General features: G+C 66.5%; 18 protein-coding genes and 1 tRNA gene. 16 read left to right on the plus strand and 3 right to left on the minus strand.

All coding sequences use genetic code 11. From position 1 onward, the window contains the following. Positions 1-209: 209 nt before the first annotated feature. From AB0316_RS04970 to AB0316_RS04995, 6 genes are all read left to right on the plus strand, one after another. Positions 210-1,328 (plus strand): NlpC/P60 family protein, encoded by a 1,119-nt coding sequence (locus tag AB0316_RS04970; protein WP_366270967.1) that lies wholly within the window; start codon positions 210-212, stop codon positions 1,326-1,328. Beyond that, the gene (locus AB0316_RS04975) at positions 1,321-2,010 is read left to right on the plus strand and encodes a hypothetical protein (protein ID WP_366270969.1); all 690 of its coding nucleotides are present in this window, start codon (positions 1,321-1,323) and stop codon (positions 2,008-2,010) included. Before AB0316_RS04970 ends, AB0316_RS04975 begins: the two co-directional genes overlap by 8 nt. Positions 2,011-2,090: 80 nt before the next feature. Then, on the plus strand, positions 2,091-2,927 hold the full coding sequence (locus AB0316_RS04980) for a helix-turn-helix transcriptional regulator (RefSeq protein WP_366270971.1): 837 nt from the start codon (positions 2,091-2,093) through the stop codon (positions 2,925-2,927). 19 nt (positions 2,928-2,946) lie between these two features. After that, positions 2,947-3,168, plus strand: coding sequence for a DUF397 domain-containing protein (locus AB0316_RS04985; RefSeq protein WP_366270973.1), 222 nt, complete (start codon positions 2,947-2,949; stop codon positions 3,166-3,168). Further along, the gene (locus AB0316_RS04990) at positions 3,165-4,427 is read left to right on the plus strand and encodes an MFS transporter (protein ID WP_366270975.1); all 1,263 of its coding nucleotides are present in this window, start codon (positions 3,165-3,167) and stop codon (positions 4,425-4,427) included. Before AB0316_RS04985 ends, AB0316_RS04990 begins: the two co-directional genes overlap by 4 nt. A 155-nt stretch (positions 4,428-4,582) precedes the next feature. Next, positions 4,583-6,664 carry an AAA family ATPase gene (locus tag AB0316_RS04995; protein WP_366270977.1) on the plus strand — a complete coding sequence of 694 codons (2,082 nt, stop codon included), beginning with the start codon at positions 4,583-4,585 and terminating at the stop codon, positions 6,662-6,664. A gap of 77 nt (positions 6,665-6,741) precedes the next feature. On the opposite strand, the gene AB0316_RS05000 is transcribed toward AB0316_RS04995, so the two are convergent. Then, positions 6,742-8,031, minus strand: coding sequence for a competence protein CoiA family protein (locus tag AB0316_RS05000; protein WP_366270979.1), 1,290 nt, complete (start codon positions 8,029-8,031; stop codon positions 6,742-6,744). 256 nt (positions 8,032-8,287) lie between these two features. On the opposite strand from AB0316_RS05000, the gene AB0316_RS05005 reads away from it, so the two are divergent. From AB0316_RS05005 to AB0316_RS05045, 9 genes are read left to right on the plus strand one after another with little or no spacing between them, the layout of a single operon-like run. Further along, a complete protein-coding gene (locus AB0316_RS05005) occupies positions 8,288-8,773 on the plus strand; it encodes a plasmid replication, integration and excision activator (RefSeq protein WP_366270981.1) in 486 nt (161 codons plus the stop codon). A gap of 14 nt (positions 8,774-8,787) precedes the next feature. Next, on the plus strand, positions 8,788-9,039 hold the full coding sequence (locus tag AB0316_RS05010; protein ID WP_366270983.1) for a hypothetical protein: 252 nt from the start codon (positions 8,788-8,790) through the stop codon (positions 9,037-9,039). Beyond that, the gene (locus AB0316_RS05015; protein WP_366270985.1) at positions 9,036-9,299 is read left to right on the plus strand and encodes a hypothetical protein; all 264 of its coding nucleotides are present in this window, start codon (positions 9,036-9,038) and stop codon (positions 9,297-9,299) included. Before AB0316_RS05010 ends, AB0316_RS05015 begins: the two co-directional genes overlap by 4 nt. Further along, positions 9,296-10,816: an FtsK/SpoIIIE domain-containing protein gene (locus AB0316_RS05020; protein WP_366270988.1), complete on the plus strand. Its 1,521-nt coding sequence runs from the start codon at positions 9,296-9,298 to the stop codon at positions 10,814-10,816. The genes AB0316_RS05015 and AB0316_RS05020 overlap by 4 nt, the downstream gene beginning before the upstream one ends. Then, the gene (locus tag AB0316_RS05025) at positions 10,813-11,220 is read left to right on the plus strand and encodes a hypothetical protein (RefSeq protein WP_366270990.1); all 408 of its coding nucleotides are present in this window, start codon (positions 10,813-10,815) and stop codon (positions 11,218-11,220) included. Before AB0316_RS05020 ends, AB0316_RS05025 begins: the two co-directional genes overlap by 4 nt. Beyond that, a complete protein-coding gene (locus AB0316_RS05030; protein WP_366270992.1) occupies positions 11,217-11,657 on the plus strand; it encodes a WhiB family transcriptional regulator in 441 nt (146 codons plus the stop codon). Before AB0316_RS05025 ends, AB0316_RS05030 begins: the two co-directional genes overlap by 4 nt. A 57-nt stretch (positions 11,658-11,714) precedes the next feature. Continuing rightward, complete coding sequence (locus AB0316_RS05035; protein WP_366271297.1) at positions 11,715-13,091, plus strand: replication initiator; 1,377 nt, start codon at positions 11,715-11,717, stop codon at positions 13,089-13,091. A gap of 49 nt (positions 13,092-13,140) precedes the next feature. Then, positions 13,141-13,320, plus strand: coding sequence for a helix-turn-helix domain-containing protein (locus AB0316_RS05040; RefSeq protein WP_030199459.1), 180 nt, complete (start codon positions 13,141-13,143; stop codon positions 13,318-13,320). Next, positions 13,317-14,444 (plus strand): tyrosine-type recombinase/integrase, encoded by a 1,128-nt coding sequence (locus AB0316_RS05045; protein ID WP_366270994.1) that lies wholly within the window; start codon positions 13,317-13,319, stop codon positions 14,442-14,444. The genes AB0316_RS05040 and AB0316_RS05045 overlap by 4 nt, the downstream gene beginning before the upstream one ends. Positions 14,445-14,577: 133 nt before the next feature. Here the strand turns inward: AB0316_RS05045 and AB0316_RS05050 are convergent. Then, positions 14,578-14,651, minus strand: a tRNA-Phe gene (locus AB0316_RS05050). A 108-nt stretch (positions 14,652-14,759) separates the two neighbouring features. Then, positions 14,760-15,281, minus strand: coding sequence for a hypothetical protein (locus AB0316_RS05055; RefSeq protein ID WP_366270996.1), 522 nt, complete (start codon positions 15,279-15,281; stop codon positions 14,760-14,762). 146 nt (positions 15,282-15,427) lie between these two features. On the opposite strand from AB0316_RS05055, the gene AB0316_RS05060 reads away from it, so the two are divergent. Then, on the plus strand, positions 15,428-16,864 hold the full coding sequence (locus tag AB0316_RS05060) for a GuaB1 family IMP dehydrogenase-related protein (protein WP_366270998.1): 1,437 nt from the start codon (positions 15,428-15,430) through the stop codon (positions 16,862-16,864). Positions 16,865-17,382 lie beyond the last annotated feature (518 nt).

The following is a 17,382-nucleotide window of genomic DNA, read 5'->3' on the forward strand; positions in this document are numbered from 1 at the left end:
TGTTCCCGCGCGCAGGGTCACCGGAAGGCCGGTAGGCGTCGTGACCGAGTCAGGTGCCCACGCTCTTCGATTCGCAACGGATGGGGGCCGGGTCGACGCGTCGACGCAGAAGCGGGGATCGTCGTGCGTTGTCGGTGACATCGAGCCCGCGGGCGACGTCCCGGGTGCGCCGACGCCCTCGCTGACGCCCTCGGCGGCGGCAGGCTGACATGGTCGCTCCTCTCGTCATCGCAGGTCGGGCGCTGCTGTGGCGCCGGATCCGCCGGCTGCTCATCGCCGTTCTCCCTCTCGCGGTGGTCGCCGGCCTGGCGGTGGCGCTGTTGCTCGCGCTGGTGGGCGGTTCGGGCAGTCAGGAAGTTCCGTCCACGGGAGGGGGCTGCCCGGGTGCGGCGGTGGAGGGCGTGAGCGCAGGAGGACGACCGAAGGGGCTCACCGCGGAACAAGCTGCCAATGCGAAGACGATCGTCGCCGTGGGACGCGAGCTCCACGTGCCTTCGTACGGCTGGGTCGTCGCGGTGGCCACGGCGATGCAGGAGTCCAACCTCATGAACATCCCGTACGGGGACCGCGACAGCGTGGGCCTCTTCCAGCAACGCACGGCGTGGGGTAGCGCTGCGGACAGATTGGATCCGGCCAAGTCAGCACGGATGTTCTACCTCGGAGGGGAGCAGGGACAGCCAGGGCTGGTCGACATCGCCGGCTTCGAGCGGATGTCAGTCACGGATGCCGCACAGGCCGTGCAGCGCAGCGCGTTCCCGAACGCATACGCGAAGTGGCAGTCGCTTGCGACTCGGGTTGTTGCGAGCCCGACGGTGCTCTCCGCAGCGTGTTACGCCAACGCCGCCTTCTTAGGCGACGGTAGTGCGGGGGGAAAGGCCGTGGCGGCCGCGCTCACCCAGGTAGGGGTGCCTTACGCCTGGGGCGGCGGTGGTCCTGGCGGACCGACCAACGGATTCGGGGCTGGTGCAGGCGTCCTCGGGTTCGACTGCTCGTCATTGATGCAGTACGCGTGGCATCGGGCGGGCGTGGATCTGCCGCGTGTTGCCAGCGCGCAGGCCACCGCGGTTCAGCGATTGCCTCTTGACCCCAAGGTCTGGCAGGCCGGCGACCTGGTGTTTCTGCACGCAGCTGGCGATCCCCCTGACTACTTCCACCACGTGGCGATGTACGACGGCCAAGGAGGCATCGTGCAGGCCCCTAGGCCGGGTTTGACTGTCGAGGTCGTGCATGACTTCATGACCATCGACTACTACAAGCGCGAGGTGGCTTTCGTAGGTCGCGTCGGCGTGGCCGGTCCTTCGGGTCGGATGGTGGTCAACGGTGGATGAGCTGACGCCCGGAGATGTCGACCGACGCTTTGGAGCCCTCGTCGGGGCGTTCGGGTGGGACGACGACCAGTCCCAGGACCTGACGAATGGCGTGCCAGCGACATTGGTCCGGCGTCTTCGTCCGGGGGATGCCGTTCCTGTCAATGCGAGGGCACGGTTCCTGATGACGACGTTCCAGGGCGAGCAGTTGGCTGCGCACGGTTGGCGCACCGATCTGCGAATCGGGTCTTCGGAGCTCAGGGACGTCCCGGGCCTCAAGCAGCCGGGAGTGCAACTGGTGGATGAGCGCGAGCACTACCTGGCGCGCAGCGAAGAGGCGGTTTGGGTGGACATCTCCCGCGTCTGGGTGGAAGAGCTGGTGCATGTCCCTCGATCACGAGTCGCAACCGACGAGTCATGGCTTCGACCAGTGCTCGAAGACCAAAACGCACCGCACCTCGAGCCGTTGCATCCTGTGGCAGGACGGCCCCATCTCATCGGCGCGCGAGTCGTACGCGCCTTGGGAGATGGCAGGTATGACGTCGATCTACGCGCCGTCTCGGGACCCATGATGAGTAGTGACGGCACGCTGGCGGTCGCAGTGGTGGCCGAGTCCCAGTGGTACCGGTGGCATCAGAGCAGCTACACGGCGGCGGACCGGACGGTGGGTCACCTGCCAGCCGAGGGCCTGTGGGTGGAATGAGACCACTAGCGCACCTCGGTAGGTCGTCCGGCGCGGCCCTTCGTACACCTACGCTGAGGGTCTATATCGTCATCCTATTCATGAGTGCATGGAAGGATGAGATGGCAGACGTTGGGTTCGAGCTGCGACGGATCCGGGAGGCAGCGGGCATCTCGGGATCGGCTGTTGCCCGTGACCTCGGGTGGTCCCAGTCAAAGATCTCCCGAGTGGAAACTGGCCGCTTCGGGGCGTCTGTCAGCGAGGTCGCTGAGCTGCTTGCCTACTACGGTGTCGCCGAGGAGGTTCGGGCCGAGATCCTCGGTTCAGTGGCTCGGAGCAGCGGTCTCGAGGGTGCCTGGGTGGTCAGTGCGGGGGGAGCTCCACGGCGACAGGCAGCGGTCAAGGCCGTGGAGACCCGCGTCAAGCGGCTGAGGCAATACCAGACGGCTTGGATCCCTGGACTGCTGCAGACCGCCCCGTATGCCACGGCCGTCTGTCAGGCAGCGGGCCTGGACGCCGACATGGTCGTGCCTGCACGGCTCGAGCGGCAACGGCTCTTGGCGGGGCGTCGCGGCGTTCGCTACGAGGCGGTGCTGGACGAGTCTGTGCTTCTTCGTTCTCCGCGGTCCACGGCGGCGGACATGGTCGACCAGATGTCGCACCTGCTCGACGTGCTCGAAGCCGGCTACGCCGACGTGCGCGTGCTCAAGCTCGGGGGAGCAGTTCCTACGTTCGCGGTTGGGTCCTTTGTGCTCTATGACTTCAGGCAGGGAGCACCGGTTGTCCTCTGCGAGGCCCAGACCGCCGATCTGTACCTGTCCGCTGAACGCGACATCACGGCATACCAAAAGCTTTTCCGGGGGCTACACAAGGACGCTCTCGACGCCGCGGATTCACGCATGGCCATCGAGGACGCACGGCGCCACTGGGCGTCGTGACCCAATGAAAGGGGAAGTCATGGAACCCGACTGGAGCATTGCGGTCTGGCGAAAGTCCGTGCACAGCGACACAGGCGCCTGCGTCGAGGTCGCGCAGTCCGCAGGTCTCATCGGAGTCCGGGACACCAAGGCTCACGGCCGCGGTCCGATCCTCGAGTTCACCGAAGCGGAATGGCGCGCGTTCATCGGTGGAGTTGTCGAAGGGCAGTTCGACTACGACGCCCTGAAGACGTCCGGATGACCGAAGCCATGGAAGACCAGCAGCCGGTCGATGCTTCGCCAGGGCGAGGTCTCAATCGGCTGCTGGCCTCCACCGGCGTCTCCATCGCAGGCCAGGGCATGGTGCTCGCGGCTGTGCCGCTCCTCGCGGCACGTCTGACCAGCGATCCCTTCCAAGTCTCGTTGACCGTCGCCGCCACCTATGCCGCATGGCTGGTCGTAGGCCTTCCCGCGGGCGCGCTCGTGGATCGCTGGCCCCGGCGAATCACCATGGTGGTCGCGGACCTGTCGCGAGCCGTGATCGTTGGCGCCTTGGCGGTGGCAATCCTGACCGGAGTTGCTCAGCTCTGGATCCTGGTGACCAGCGTCTTCCTTCTGGGCGTCGCCGGCTGCTTCTTTGACCCTGCAGCCCAAGCAGCACTGCCGCTTGTCGTGGGCCGCGACCAGCAGCGGCTCGCGACTGCGAACGGACGAATCTGGTCTCTGGACCTACTGGGTCGAAGCCTCATCGGTCCACCGCTCGGCGCAGCCCTCTTCGCATTGGGCGCCTCCATTCCGTTCTTCGGCAATGCAGTCGCGTTCCTGGTCTCCGCTGGACTACTAGTCGGGCTCGGGCAGATGGCGCCGGCTACGCATGCAGTCGCGCATCCTCCGGTGCTCCGCTCTGCGCGAGAAGGGCTCCGCTATCTCGTGCGCCATGGGGAACTTCGCCGACTCACGATCGGCATGGCCACGTTCAACTTCATCTACAACGTCGCCTTCTCAACTCTGGTCCTGTTCGCCCGTGACCGTCTGCACGTACCTGAGGCGTGGTTTGGTGCGCTCTTGGCGGCGTCCGCTGCAGGCGGAATCGTCTCCGGCTACCTGGTGCCGAAATTACGTCGGCAATTCACGGCACGGTCGATCTACGCCGCGGGACTGTTGGTTCAGGGTTGCGGTTGGTTGCTTGTCTTCGTCGCGCCGAATGGATGGTTCGCCGGCATCTCCCTCGCCCTTGTCGGGGCGGCATCCATGGCCGTGACGGTCTTGGGTGGCACTGCTCGTCAGCGGCTCACGCCCGATGCATTGCTAGGCCGGGTAAGCGCTACGACTCGGGTCGCAGGCATCGGTGCTGCGGCTTTGGGGGCAATCGTAGGAGGGTTGATCGCGGATGCCCAGGGCCTGTCTGGCAACTTACTGACGGCCAGCGTCCTTGCCGGAGCCAGCGCGCTCCTGCTGGTTTTGCGGTTTGGTGCAACTCCTCGAGGTGCCGGATACGAGTCGCTCGACGGACCCGGGTAGGTCAGGCCGGTCAGGTTCAGCGAGTGCATGGCACGACGCAATGATGTGCACTGGATCTGTCGGGCGGTATATGTATGACCGCAGAACTCACAGCGGTTCCGTCTCGACGCCGTGACTGGTAGGCGATTGTCCGACTGCTCCGAGAGAATGGCTTCATGCGCCTGACGACGATCCGTACCCGCGACTTTCTAGCGCTCGACGAGCTCGACCTCGAGTTGGACGAGAAGCGAACCGTCATCACCGGCCAGAACAACGTCGGCAAGTCCACGGTGCTGGCGGCGGTCTCGCTCGTCATGGATGCGGTGGCAGTGGGTGCGGGCGGTGACTCTCGACTGCTCACCTCCCGTTGGGCCACCTCCGGTCATCACGGGTCTGAGCGCTTCCAGGTCCGAGTAGGACTTACTTTCGACGAACCTAAAGAGCGAGCGATACTAGACCAGTTTCTGGTGGGTGCGTGGACGAGTCTGCTCAACCCGGAGGGCAACGAGCAGCTCCTTCTCGACGCCGTGGCAGGGGCTCTAGGGTCAGATCCCGCGATCGCATTGACGAAGGGTGAGATCGTCGTTAGCTACGACGGGACTGTCCGAGAAGCGTGGACTGTAGCGTGGGAGTTCGACTCGGGTAGGGAGCACGGGCACATTCGGCTCCTTGGGGCGTTCAGTGACCATCTCACGCCTGGCCCCGCAACGCATGAGCCCCCTTCCCAAAAACTCCAAGGCCAGCTCACCGCAACTTCAACTCTTGACGACCGCATCGAGCGAGTTAGGCGCGGCTCGGTCCCGCTGGATCTGAGCACTGTTCTAACGCAGGGTAGCTACCCGTTCGTGATCGACCTTTACAGGATGCCGACCTGGCCCTCTGATGTTCGCGCACTGGCCTCAGCGTTGGGTCTCCCCTATGACGGCAACACCCACTCGATCCGATTTGGCACCCTCCTCTGGAGTGCCCTTTCGCGTGGTGTCGTGGTCACTCCGAACCATCGCTCTGCCCCGCGAGGCGAATTCACCGCGGCCGAGCTGCACACGGAGTCCGGTCGTCATGATGGCTCGATGCTCGCTGCTGAGTTGCACCGGCTCAAGAACGGTGGTGCCGCCGAGCGGGCGCTCTTTGCCCGCATACAAGAGATCTTCGAGCAGTTGACCGGACAGCACGTCGATTGTGTCGCGGAGAATCTGGCGCCCGGACGTGAGGACGCTGACGGACCTCGATTCCTTGTCACCGCGGTCCTGACCCGGACCGTAGAAAGCGCGGCAGCCAAGGCGCCCAATGAGGGCCTGGGGGCTGGGGGCTCCTCTCGCGGTACTGCGCCAAGCATGCGCTCCTACGATATTCCCTTACAGCGCAGCGGCGCCGGTGACTCGGAGGCGCTGTACTTGTCTCACCTGCTGGCGCAACAGAGAGATGTCCTTCTCCTGGACGAGCCCGCGGTTCACCTGTCACCGACTGCGCAACGTCGCCTGCACGGTGTTCTGCGCGATACGGCCGCGCCCGGTCAGGTCGTGCTGGTCACGCACAGTCCCGACATGGTCCCCGCGAGGGACGCTCAAGATCTAGCGGGCATCGTGCGTTTGAGTCGGCGCGCTCATGGCGTGCATGTGGACCGGCTCGGCCAACAGCTGGCGAACGACAGGAGTGCCCGTACCCTCATGGCGAGCAGTACGATCCGTGCCGTTCTGTTTGCTGCAGGGGTCGTGCTCGTCGAAGGCGACACGGATCTTGGTCTCATTGAAGGCTGGACCTCGCAGCCGCTCCGTGTGAACGGACGAGAACTGCCTCCCCGGGACAGCGCAAATATCGCACTGTTGTCCGTCGATGGCGCAACAAACTTCCCCGCCCATGCGGGGCTCCTCCAAGCGCTTCAAATTCCGTTTGCCATCTTGGCGGACGGCCCGGCGCTGAACCCGGACAGCCGCCCCGCCCGAGGCCTGGCGGAAAGAGGTGTGAACGTACCTATTGGCGGCAAGACTCTAGGGGACGTGCGGGACGCGTGGGAGCAGTCCGGAGTCTTCACGCTCGCGGACCACTTCGGCGACGACGGGAGCAAGAGCGGCGAGATCGAAGCCTTCCTCGAGAGGGTGAATGCGGGCGCTTACAAAGAAGTGCGGCAGGTGACTGGGGCGCGCAAGGGAAGGGTCGTGGGCGCGGCATTCGCTTCGGAGGTGCTGGCGCCAGAGGCCTTCACGCAGCTGTGGACTCGAATCCTCGATTTTCTCAATCACGATGTCGCGCCGGTTTAGAAAGGAAATGTGGAAGCACGGTTTCCGGGTGGCTTTCGAGTTCACACATGTCGCGGCGTGCACTCGGGAGCCGGTCGTCAGTAGCGTGGGTAGAGGTGGTCTAACGCCCGCTGAAGTGTCACCCCGCTTGGGGGCTTCAGCGGTTTAGCCGTCTCTACCTCGAACTCCTCAAATCGTTGCTCAGCAGCGCAGACCCTGGCGAGGCGATTTCGCTCCTTCGTGCTGGCAACGATGACAGTGACCGACGCCAGGCGCTGCTTAATCTCGTCGTTGATCCGGCTCGCAACGGGACTGATGACGGCTTGGGCGAGATCATGCACGTACAGGGGTGTCCCCATGGCCCAATCCGGGTCGGGGTCACGAACGCCGACAGGGCCGCCGGCTTGTGTGGCGACAAACTCGACCGCTAGTGGACGAAGGGCAGCCTGTCGAGCCAGAAGTGCGGCTTTGGCGGCCTCGTGCAGGGCGCGTTGTGACGGGATGGCGTCCCAATGGGGTCCGCGGTCGGCGACCCATGCATCCCTTGCCGCCTGGGCCTGAAGTTGCTTTTGCTCGGCAGCCCAGTGGGGGTGGGTGGTCCACACGTATGGACCGGCGTTGTGACGGTCGAACCCTAGGTGCAAGGCTGTCGAGCTTCGAACCGCCTTCACGGCTCCTCCAAGGACGTGCTGAACGAAACAATGCAAATCCATCGGGTCTCCAAGCCCCGTCCAATGGCCGTGCCCGGCGCATGGTCCGGGAGGTCGCCCATATGGCGCATTGGCTCGGTCGCAGCGACGGGCGCGTTCGCACCAAAGCGGATCGAACACTGCAGGACCAGCAATCACAGCTAGGCCGCTGTTCGTCGCGTGCTCGCTTTCGCCCGGACTCTGCACTTGTATCGATGGCACTTGCCCCATCCATGGAGTGTTCTTGTCGCTGACCCAGCACACGTCGACGCCTTCGACCGCCATTGTCGCGGTGCGCTTGGTCAAATCTTGAGCGGTGGTCGACGCCAGTTGCGCTTCCCAAGCCATCCGCTTTTGGCCGTCCGGACTTGTCGCCAAGACATCGGCTCGCCACCCCGTGCCCGGGGCTTCGAGTTCGGCATGCCACCCGGCTGAGCGAATCGCAGTGGCAAGCTCCATCTTCAACATGCGATGAGACATTGTCTCGCCGGTCAGCGAACAAGCCGGCGCTCCGGCGTCATGCGCGAAAAAGCGCGCGCCCAGAGGAGACACCTTCGCGTGGAGCCCGTGACCGCACTCGCGGCATGTCAGCGGAGCGCGCGGGCGAGCCCGATGGATCTGTTCCCAAGGGATCGCGCCTACACCCGGCGCGGTCAGGTCAAGGGCGCCTGCGGTCGCGTGGAGCGCAGTGAGCGGCATGGCGTCAACTGTGCACACGGCGGAACGGTCTTGTCCGGAAATTGCTGACAATGACGGCAGACCCCGAGGGTTCCCTCCGCTGCTCGTACGCGGCTTGCGTGTACGGGTCCGCTCTGTCCCTAACGGTGTCGACGCGGGCGTCGCTTCGGTCCGACACGCAGGTGCGCGCGCCTCTTGTTGCGATTCATGCACATGTGCATAGCATTGTCCTATGCAGTGATGCATAGGGCATCGCTGCCAGTTCGAGGAGATCGAGATGGCAGTCGCACGCAAGCTCAAGCTCGGGCACGACGAGGTGTTCCCGCACGGCGCGTACATCGTTTCGGAGGTCGTTCCGGTCATCGACTTCGACCGCTCCACAAGAGAGAACCGCGTCCAGCAGATCGACGCTGACACAGGCCTGCCCATGTGGTCGATCGACGTCATAGACGCGGACCCCGAAGCACGGAAGAAGGACCGAACTGTGTCGGTCAAGATGCTCGCCAAGGTCCAACCGGTTCCGCCGGCCGGCGACGGCACATCCCCGTTCACGAGTGTCGTGTTCGAGAACCTGACCGCCACCCTGTGGGTGGATTCGTCGAAGTGCCGGCCTCCCGAGGATGGTCGGTCACACCGCTGCGCCGCTCAGGCCGCCTGGTCCCTGCGTGCAGATGGCATGTCCGCACCGGGCAAGTCGGCAGCGAGCAAGGCAACCGACAGCCAGTCATCGCAGACGGCCACCCCGCCGAACAAGGCCGCGTAGGCCGGTGACGTGGGATGTACACGGCTGACTCCACTGCATGGGCCGAAGCGTTCGGCGTCCACCACAGTTTCGTCGATCGTGCTCTTCAGCAGCGTCTGCGCCGCCTGCAGGACATGGAGGAGGAGCTCCGTGCCCTCTACGCAGCGTTCAGAGATGCACCCGACGACGAGCTGCTCCTGTCGATCCGGTCCGCCAGGCGGTCGATGACACAAGCGGTCGAATGCCTGCAGATTGCCATCCGGCAGATCAGCCGAGGTTCGGCGTGACTGTCCGGGACCTTGGCACGGTTCCGGAGTGGAGCAGCTTCCTCGACGTGTCGAACTCGGCCCTCGAGGAGGCGATGAGCGCTCTCCAGCGAGATGCGATCGATGCAGCGGCGGATTACGCACGGTTCGCCAGACGCCTAAGGGGTGCGCCCAATGAGGAGCTTCAAAACGTATGCCGCCGGCTCTCCGACGCCATGAGCTCCATTGTGATGGAGATCGGCGTATCTCGTCGCGCGCTCGTCAGAGAGGTACGTCGATGAGCCCCCGTGATCGCAACCGGCAGGAGGGACTGCTCGGCAGCGACGACATTCCTGCCATCGCGCTAGAGGCGATCCTTTGGAGCGTCTGGGGCGTCGTGCGCGCGGTCGTGGCCACGCTGACGGCCTTGGTTCGTTTCCCGCTCCAGGCCGGCGCCGCCCTCGTGGCCATTGCATGGTTGCTCTTCTTCGGGTGGCGCAGCTTGTCCCTTGGTCTTGTCGCGATCACCCTTGCCCTCGCCATCTGGCGCCTCTGGCACCCGACCAGCTACAGACGGTATGTCGCGGTGGGCATGCAGACGGTGATCCGTTCCGCCTACTACCGAGTCCGTTGGCCACGCATTGCTCGGGGCGTGGATCTCGTCGTTTATGCGGAGCAGTGCGGGCACGGCGGACGTGTGGGTGGGCGCCGGTCTACCGATGGATCCGTCCGGGTCCTCAGGGTCCGCGCCACGGGTCATGGCACGGACCGACTGCTGTTGCGTCTGCCCACTGGGTTAGTCCCGGCCGACGTCGCCGCCCGCGCGGAGGCGATCGCCCACGCCACCGGGTGTCTTCATGCACGGGTTCGGGCGGATCGCCCCGGGCGCTGCTGGCTCGAACTGGCACGCAGAGACACGCTTCGCGGTGTAGTTGACCCGTTGCCCTCGTTGGGCCTCGTCGACCTGGCCGCGATACCGGTCGGATCGTGCGAGGACGGGACGGGGTGGCAGCTGAAGCTGGCCGGCACACATCTCCTGGTCGCGGGCGCTACGGGTGCCGGAAAGAGCTCGGTCCTGTGGTCTCTTCTGCAAGGAGTCTCTCGCGGTCTGGCGAGTGGGGACGTCCAGATCTGGGCTGTCGACCCGAAGGGCGGGATGGAACTTCGTCCCGGCCGCGCGCTGTTCAGCCGCTACGAGGACGCTTCGCCCGAGGACATGTGTCGTCTCCTCGAGGACCTGGTCGAGGTCAAGGACGCCCGCTCGAAGGATCTGGCGGACTCCGGTGCCCGACTCCACCAGCGGACCGCGGAGTCGCCGCACATCATCGCGATCCTGGACGAGCTGGCGACCCTAACGGCGTTTGCGGACCGCTCAGTGACCCGGCGCATCGACACGGCCCTCGGGCTGCTCCTGACGCAGGGCAGGGCCTGTGGGATCACCGTTGTCGCTGCCGTGCAGGACCCAGGCAAGGACATCGTCGGGTGGCGAGACCTCTTCCCAACGCGGGTTGCCATGCGGTTGGACAACCCCATCCAGGTCGCCATGGTCCTGGGCGACTCCGCCCGCGACGACGGCGCGCGAGCCGACGAGATCAGCGAGCTGACTCCTGGGGTCGCGTACGTCCGCACCGACGGCACGCGGGAGATCCTTCGCGTCCGCGCCGCATACCTCGACGACCGGGCCATCGCTCGCCTGGTGGACGGCGTCACTACTCAACGGGCGAACCGGACCAACACCCACAAAACTGGTGAGCCCGTTCTGACCACGGCAGACCTGCCGGCGACGATGCGGCCCACTCCTGAAGGAGGCCCCTCATGACCACGAACGACATGCAACAGCCGACAGGGCCGGCAGGCGCCGAGGAGCGCGAGCTCGCCCGTGCCGCGACCGAAGCCATCCGTGGCATAAACCATCTGACAGTGGGATCGCCCGCGATTCCGGCGCCACAGATGTTCGAGGTCCTTGGCGATCTCAAGTGCCTCGGCTACGGCCTCGAGCAAGCGCTTCGCCAGCTTGCACGTTCCCTGGCCTCCTCGTTGGCGGTCTACGCGGTCTTCGAGGAGGACGGCGGCAACCCCGAGGAGAGCGTCGCCTACGCCATGGACAGCATGCGCGTCGCGGCCGGACACGCAAGTCGTCTTGGTGAGGTGCTCGACTTCGCCCAGATCGACATCAGCCGGCAGGGCTATTACCCGCCGACCAACACCTTGGAGGCGTCATGAGTGTGCGAGCCACGACGCAGCGCCGCCAACCCATGGCGTACGTCCGGGCTCAGGCGACTCCCGGCAACTGGTTGCGTGACTACGGCCAGCCGATCAAGTGCCTGAACACGAAGCGTGGGCCGAGTCTGCAGTCGCTCCTCGAGCCGACGTGGATGCGCGATGCGATCTGCTCGAGCGTCGACCCCGAGCTGTGGTTCCAGGAGTCCGACACCTCGTCGGCTCGGCGTGCCATCTCGCTCTGCCGTCAGTGCCCGGTCCGAGCGATGTGCCTCGCCTCCGCTCTGGTGTTCCGCGAGGAGTACGGCATCAGCGGCGGACTCACCCCCAGCCAGCGTCGGCCACTTGAGAGCCGCCTCATGCGAGGTCAGGCGCTCGGGGACGTGCTCGCCATCGGCCTGCGTCGCCGCACCGAGCTTGATCAGCAGGGAGTGGCCTGATGACGCCGCTGCCTGAGCAGGTTACTCACGAGCGCTCGATGTCGAGGGGCGAGGATGATGGCGACACGTCGCGACTCGGGACCATCTGACTCGCTCCTAGGCTCAGCCGGTCTCGAGTCCGCCGAACGGCGCGCTTCTGGCTGTGCGCGGCCGGTGCGCCTGCAAGGCTCGAAGCAGCTGGTGAACACCGTCACCGGCGAGGTCCAGACCCTTTACAGCTCCGCCGGAGAGCTCGACGGACACACGTACGTCAGGTGCAACAACCGTCGGGCCAGCGTGTGCCCGACCTGCAGTCGTGAGTACAAGGGCGATGCCTGGCACCTACTCATGTGCGGCCTCGCGGGCGGAAAGGGTGTGCCTGAGTCGGTCGCGGACCGACCCTGCACCTTCGTGACGCTCACTGCTCCATCGTTCGGGGCCGTGCATGGGGTCCGGGACAAGGGCCCCTGCCGGGCGAGGCGTGACAGCCCCGTGTGCGCGCATGGACGTCCCCAGTGGTGCCGCAAGCGTCACGCACTCGATGACCGGCAAGTCGGTCAGGCCCTGTGCTGGGAGTGCTACGACTACCTGGGGCACGTGTTGTGGCAGTGGCACGCGCCCGAGCTGTGGCGGCGCTTCACCATCGCGCTGCAACGGGACCTTGCGAAACGCGCCGGTCTCAAGATCACGCATTTCCGCAAGGCCTGCCGGATCTCGTACTCGAAGGTCGTCGAGTTTCAGGCGCGGGGCCTCGTCCACGTCCATGCGCCGATTCGGCTCGACGGCCCCGCCGGTCCCGACGGACCAGCCTGCTCGCTGCCGCTGACCGTTGCTGATCTCGAGGCATCTGTCGCGGCATCCGCAGCCGGGGTCCACCTCGACTCGGCTCCACTCCGTGACGGCACGTCCTATCGGCTCCGCTGGGGCGCGCAGGCCGACGCACGAACGATCAGCGACGGGGCGGGTCGCGACTCGGGGCGCCGAAGCAGCCGGGTCCACCCCGAACAGGTGGCCGCATACCTGGCCAAGTACCTGACAAAGACGACCGAGGACTTCGGTCTGCCCAGCACGGTCGGGTCAGCCGTGCACGCTCGTCTGCTCGGCGCCACGCCTCATGTGGTGCGGATCATCCAGGGGGCAGAGGCGCTGAGCCGTGAGGGCGAGGAGTACGCCCGGATCGCCGACCGCTACTCAACCTTGGGCTACCGCGGCCACCCGATCACGAAATCGCGCCGCTACTCCGTGACGTTCGGACAGATCCGGCGTGCGCGACGACTCTTCCGGGCGCGGACCGCGGCGCTCGATCCTCAGGCAGACATCCGAGAGGTCCTCGACGAGACGGCTCCTGAGGGATTCGAGCTCGTGTCGAGCTTCGTTTACGTCGGCCGCGGCTACCTGCAGCTGGATCAAGCCGCCGAGGCCGTGCGATCCGCCGCAATGGCACGAGCCAACTGACGGTTCGCAGCCCGCACTACAAGGAATCCAACCGGGAGAGGTGAGTGGAGTGGAGAAGCTGCTGTTGAGTCCTGAGGAGGCGGCGGAGATCCTCGGCGTCACGAGGTCGACGATCTACGACCTGATGCGAATGCGCATCCTGGCATCGATCAAGATCGGCCGCCGCCGTCTCGTGCCCGTGCAGGCGTGCGAGGAGATGGTCAAGCGAATGGTCGAGGAGTCGGCATGAGTCGGCGTGCCAACGGAGAAGGGTCGGTCTACGAGACGAAGCAGGGCCGATGGGTCGGCGCGACGTACGCGGATACCAACACCGGCGGCCGTAAGCGTGTCGTGGTCTATGGCCGCACTCGCGCAGAGGCCCGCAAGAAGCTGGGCGACCTCCAGAAGGAGCTCGACGCCGGCGTCCGCGTCTCCGTCGAGAACTGGACCGTCCAGGCGTACCTCGAGCACTGGCTCGAAACGGTGGTCAAACCGAACCGAGCGCCTAAGACCTACCAGGGCTACGAGCTCGTCGTGCGGTTGCACCTGGGCCCACTCATCGGGAACAAGAAGCTGCGCGCTCTGAACGTTCGCGACGTCCGGCTCATGTGTCAGCACCTCGCGGCCAAAGGGATGCAACGCCGTGGCGTCCAGTTTGCGCACGCGGTCCTGCGCGCCGGCCTACAGAACGCGATGCGTGATGAGCTGCTGACTCGCAACGTCGCCAAGCTCGTCCAGATCCCAGCACCCGAGTACGTCGTCGGCCATGGGCTCAAACCTGACGAGGCGAAGAGGTTGCTCGAGGCGGCGAAGTCGGAGCGGCTGCATGCGCTCTATGTCCTCGCGCTCTACTTGGGGCTCCGGCGGGGCGAGCTGCTTGGCCTGCAGTGGCAGCACGTCGACCTTGAGGCCGAGTCTCTTCAGGTCGTGCAAAGCCTCCAACGTGTCGGCGGTCAGCTGCAGCTCAAGGCGCCCAAGACCCGCAAGTCCAGACGTACGGTTCCGCTGCCGCCCCCGGTCGTCGAGGCACTCAAGGCGCACAAGATCGCTCAGGGCAAGGAACGGCTGGCAGCCGGTCCCGAATGGCACGACTCGGACATGGTGTTCGCCTCGAAGGTCGGCACCCCGATGGAGCCTGACAACTTGCGCCGCAGCTGGTACCGGGTGCGCACGGTCCTGCCCGAGCCGCTGCCTCGCTTTCACGACCTGAGGCACACCTGCGTGACGCTCCTGCTGACCGAGGGAGTCGCACCGCACATCGTCCAGGAGATCGTGGGCCACAGCGCCATCGACGTGACGATGACGATCTACGCGCACACGTCGCTGGACGAGAAGCGGAAGGCTCTCCAGCTGCTCGGGGAGAGGCTCGCCTGATGCGCGTTGCTATCAGCGCTGCTATCAACGGGCGTGGCAGGCGACAAAACGGACAGCCGAGAGGGCGAGTCTCGTCGTTCGAGAAAAGACAAAGCCGCTGGTCAACAGGGGGATGACCAGCGGCTTTGTTGAGTGGCCAGGGGCGGGGTCGAACCGCCGACCTTCCGATTTTCAGTCGGACGCTCGTACCAACTGAGCTACCTGGCCGGGACAACGAGTGGAACTATAGCCGACCGGCGATGCCATCCCGCAAACCGCCCATCGTCCCACCGCTGCCCGGCCAGGAGACCGACCAGGCGACCGTGAGGTCGCCCGTCACGCCGACGGGCCCTTGGTGCGCACGTCCGCCACGTGTGCCATCGCCTCGCGCAGTTCGCCGAGCCAGTCGCTCTCGTGCTGGCCGACGAGCTTGACGCACCAGGCGAGCGCCTCGGCCCGCGAGCGGGCGACGCCGGCGTCGACGAGCGTGTCGAGGACGAGCCGCTCCGGCTGGCGCAGCCGCGTCATGGTCGGGGCCGCGACGTGGGTGAAGAGCTCGGTGCGATCGCCGACCCGTACGGCCCAGGAGACCTTGCGGTCGAAGCGGTGCTCGGCCTCGCGCGCGATCTCCATGCGCCGCCCGCGGGTGTCCTCGCGGAATGCCCTGGTGCGTCCGGCCCGCGCCTCGGCACGCTCGGCGTCGCTCGAGCCGTCGGGCAGGTCGACGTCAGCGATCGTCAAGACGACGGTGATCTCCTCACGGTCGACGGTGATCTCGGGTGGCGTGCTGCGCCACTCCTCGGGCAGGCGGCCGACGAACCAGCCGCGCACCCGCTCCAGTGCTTCATTGGTAATCATGTAATCAGCATTACTCCGTTACGTCGCCCGGTCAATGCCTTACGCCTCCGGCGAAGCGGGAGGACGTATGCCGCGTGGGCCGGGACGACACGGCATACGTCCTCGGAGGGCGGCGTGCGCTCCGGCGGCGCCTAGAGTTGGGGATCGTGCAGTTCCTCAACGGCCTCCAGCCCCAGCTCGACCTCACCTACGACGACGTCTTCATGGTGCCGAGCCGCTCGTCCGTCACCAGCCGCCTCGACGTCGACCTGGCGAGCGTCGACGGGTCGGGGACGACGATCCCGATCGTCGTCGCCAACATGACCGCGATCGCCGGGCGCCGGATGGCCGAGACCGTGGCACGCCGGGGCGGCATCGCCGTCATCCCGCAGGACATCCCCGTCGAGGTGGTCCGCGAGGTCGTCGCCTGGGTCAAGCAGCGTCACCTCGTGCACGACACCGCGATCACGCTCGAGCGGCACATGACCGCCGGCGAGGCGCTGGTGCTCATCGGCAAGCGCGCCCACGGGGCGGCCGTCGTGGTGGACGGGTCCAAGCCGGTCGGGATCGTCACGGAGCGGGATCTCACGGGCGTCGACCGCTACACCCAGGTGCACGACGTGATGCACGAGGACCTGCTCGTGCTGCCCGAGAGCCTCGACCCGCAGGAGGCCTTCGAGCGGCTGTCGGCGGCCCGGCGCAAGCTCGCCCCCGTCGTCTCGGAGCACGGCGAGCTCGTCGGCATCCTCACCCGCGGTGGCGCGATCCGAGCAGGCCTCTACCGGCCCGCCGTCGACGACGCGGGGCGGCTGCGGGTCGCTGCCGCTGTCGGCATCAACGGCGACGTCGCGGCCAAGGCCGCCGAGGTGCTCGACACCGGCGCCGATGTCCTCGTCATCGACACCGCGCACGGGCACCAGGACAAGATGATCGAGGCGCTGCGTGCGGTGCGGGCGCTGGGCCCCCGCGTCCCGGTCGTCGCCGGGAACGTGGTGTCCGCTGCCGGCACCCGCGAGCTCATCGAGGCCGGCGCCGACATCGTCAAGGTGGGGGTCGGCCCGGGCGCCATGTGCACGACCCGCATGATGACCGCCGTCGGCCGGCCGCAGTTCTCCGCGGTGCTCGAGTGTGCCACGGCTGCAAGGGAGCTCGGCAAGCACGTCTGGGCCGACGGTGGCGTCCGACACCCGCGCGACGTCGCGCTGGCGCTCGCTGCCGGTGCGTCCAACGTCATGATCGGCTCGTGGTTCGCCGGCACCCTCGAGTCGCCCGGTGACCTCTACACCGACAACGACGGCCGGCAGTACAAGGAGTCGTTCGGCATGGCGAGCAGCCGGGCGGTGCGCAACCGGACCGCCACCGACAGCGAGTACGACCGGGCCCGCAAGTCCCTCTTCGAGGAGGGCATCAGCACGGCTCGCATGTACATCGACCCGGCGCGCCCGTCGGTCGAGGACGTCCTCGACCAGATTGTCGCCGGCCTGCGCAGCAGCTGCACGTATGCCGGTGCGCGCAGTCTCGAGGAGTTCCACGAGCGGGCGGTCGTCGGGCTCCAGAGCACCGCCGGCTTCGCCGAAGGACGGCCCCTGCACACCTCCTGGTGACTCCGGCCTGTGCTCGGGGGGTGGCACCCTCGTTCGGTCCGGTGACATGTCACCCGACCGAACGCGAATCGTCGGCTCGAGTGCCACGTGCTTCGCTCGCACGCCGGGCTGCGGCGCTCGAGCACGCCGACTCGGACTACCAGTCGGCGCTTGAGGCGGTCGCCGGCAGCGGAGGCGCCGTCGACGATGTCCACGTCGCGGCTGCCGCGGCCAAGCTCGGCCGGAGGCGCGAGCTGCGTGAGGTCGAGCAGGCCCGCACCGCAGGCCGGTCAGCGCTGCAGGGCCTGCTCGCAGCGCAGGAGACGCTGTCGAGAGCCGGCTCCTGGTCCGCCTGGGACACCTTCGGCGGTGGCGGCGTCCTCAGCTCGACCATGAAGCACGAGCGGCTCGACGATGCCCGGCAGCGGCTGGAGGTCGCCGGTGACGCACTCGCGCGGTTCACCGCGGAGCTCGATGACCTGCGGATGCCGGCGATCTCCCTGCCCGGGTTCAGTGGCCTCGTGCGCGGCATGGACATC

Origin of the sequence: Terrabacter sp. NPDC080008 (assembly GCF_040702505.1) — a bacterium.
GTDB lineage: Bacteria > Actinomycetota > Actinomycetes > Actinomycetales > Dermatophilaceae > Terrabacter.

What these genes read in the sequence shown, in the direction of transcription:
- AB0316_RS04970 (WP_366270967.1), top strand. Translation starts at nt 210, where the DNA reads ATGGTCGCTCCTCTCGTCATCGCAGGTCGGGCGCTGCTGTGGCGCCGG.
- AB0316_RS04980 (WP_366270971.1), top strand. Translation starts at nt 2,091, where the DNA reads ATGAGTGCATGGAAGGATGAGATGGCAGACGTTGGGTTCGAGCTGCGA.
- AB0316_RS04985 (WP_366270973.1), top strand. Translation starts at nt 2,947, where the DNA reads ATGGAACCCGACTGGAGCATTGCGGTCTGGCGAAAGTCCGTGCACAGC.
- AB0316_RS04990 (WP_366270975.1), top strand. Translation starts at nt 3,165, where the DNA reads ATGACCGAAGCCATGGAAGACCAGCAGCCGGTCGATGCTTCGCCAGGG.
- AB0316_RS04995 (WP_366270977.1), top strand. Translation starts at nt 4,583, where the DNA reads ATGCGCCTGACGACGATCCGTACCCGCGACTTTCTAGCGCTCGACGAG.
- AB0316_RS05000 (WP_366270979.1), bottom strand. Translation starts at nt 8,031, where the DNA reads ATGCCGCTCACTGCGCTCCACGCGACCGCAGGCGCCCTTGACCTGACC.
- AB0316_RS05005 (WP_366270981.1), top strand. Translation starts at nt 8,288, where the DNA reads ATGGCAGTCGCACGCAAGCTCAAGCTCGGGCACGACGAGGTGTTCCCG.
- AB0316_RS05010 (WP_366270983.1), top strand. Translation starts at nt 8,788, where the DNA reads ATGTACACGGCTGACTCCACTGCATGGGCCGAAGCGTTCGGCGTCCAC.
- AB0316_RS05020 (WP_366270988.1), top strand. Translation starts at nt 9,296, where the DNA reads ATGAGCCCCCGTGATCGCAACCGGCAGGAGGGACTGCTCGGCAGCGAC.
- AB0316_RS05025 (WP_366270990.1), top strand. Translation starts at nt 10,813, where the DNA reads ATGACCACGAACGACATGCAACAGCCGACAGGGCCGGCAGGCGCCGAG.
- AB0316_RS05030 (WP_366270992.1), top strand. Translation starts at nt 11,217, where the DNA reads ATGAGTGTGCGAGCCACGACGCAGCGCCGCCAACCCATGGCGTACGTC.
- AB0316_RS05035 (WP_366271297.1), top strand. Translation starts at nt 11,715, where the DNA reads ATGGCGACACGTCGCGACTCGGGACCATCTGACTCGCTCCTAGGCTCA.
- AB0316_RS05045 (WP_366270994.1), top strand. Translation starts at nt 13,317, where the DNA reads ATGAGTCGGCGTGCCAACGGAGAAGGGTCGGTCTACGAGACGAAGCAG.
- AB0316_RS05055 (WP_366270996.1), bottom strand. Translation starts at nt 15,281, where the DNA reads ATGATTACCAATGAAGCACTGGAGCGGGTGCGCGGCTGGTTCGTCGGC.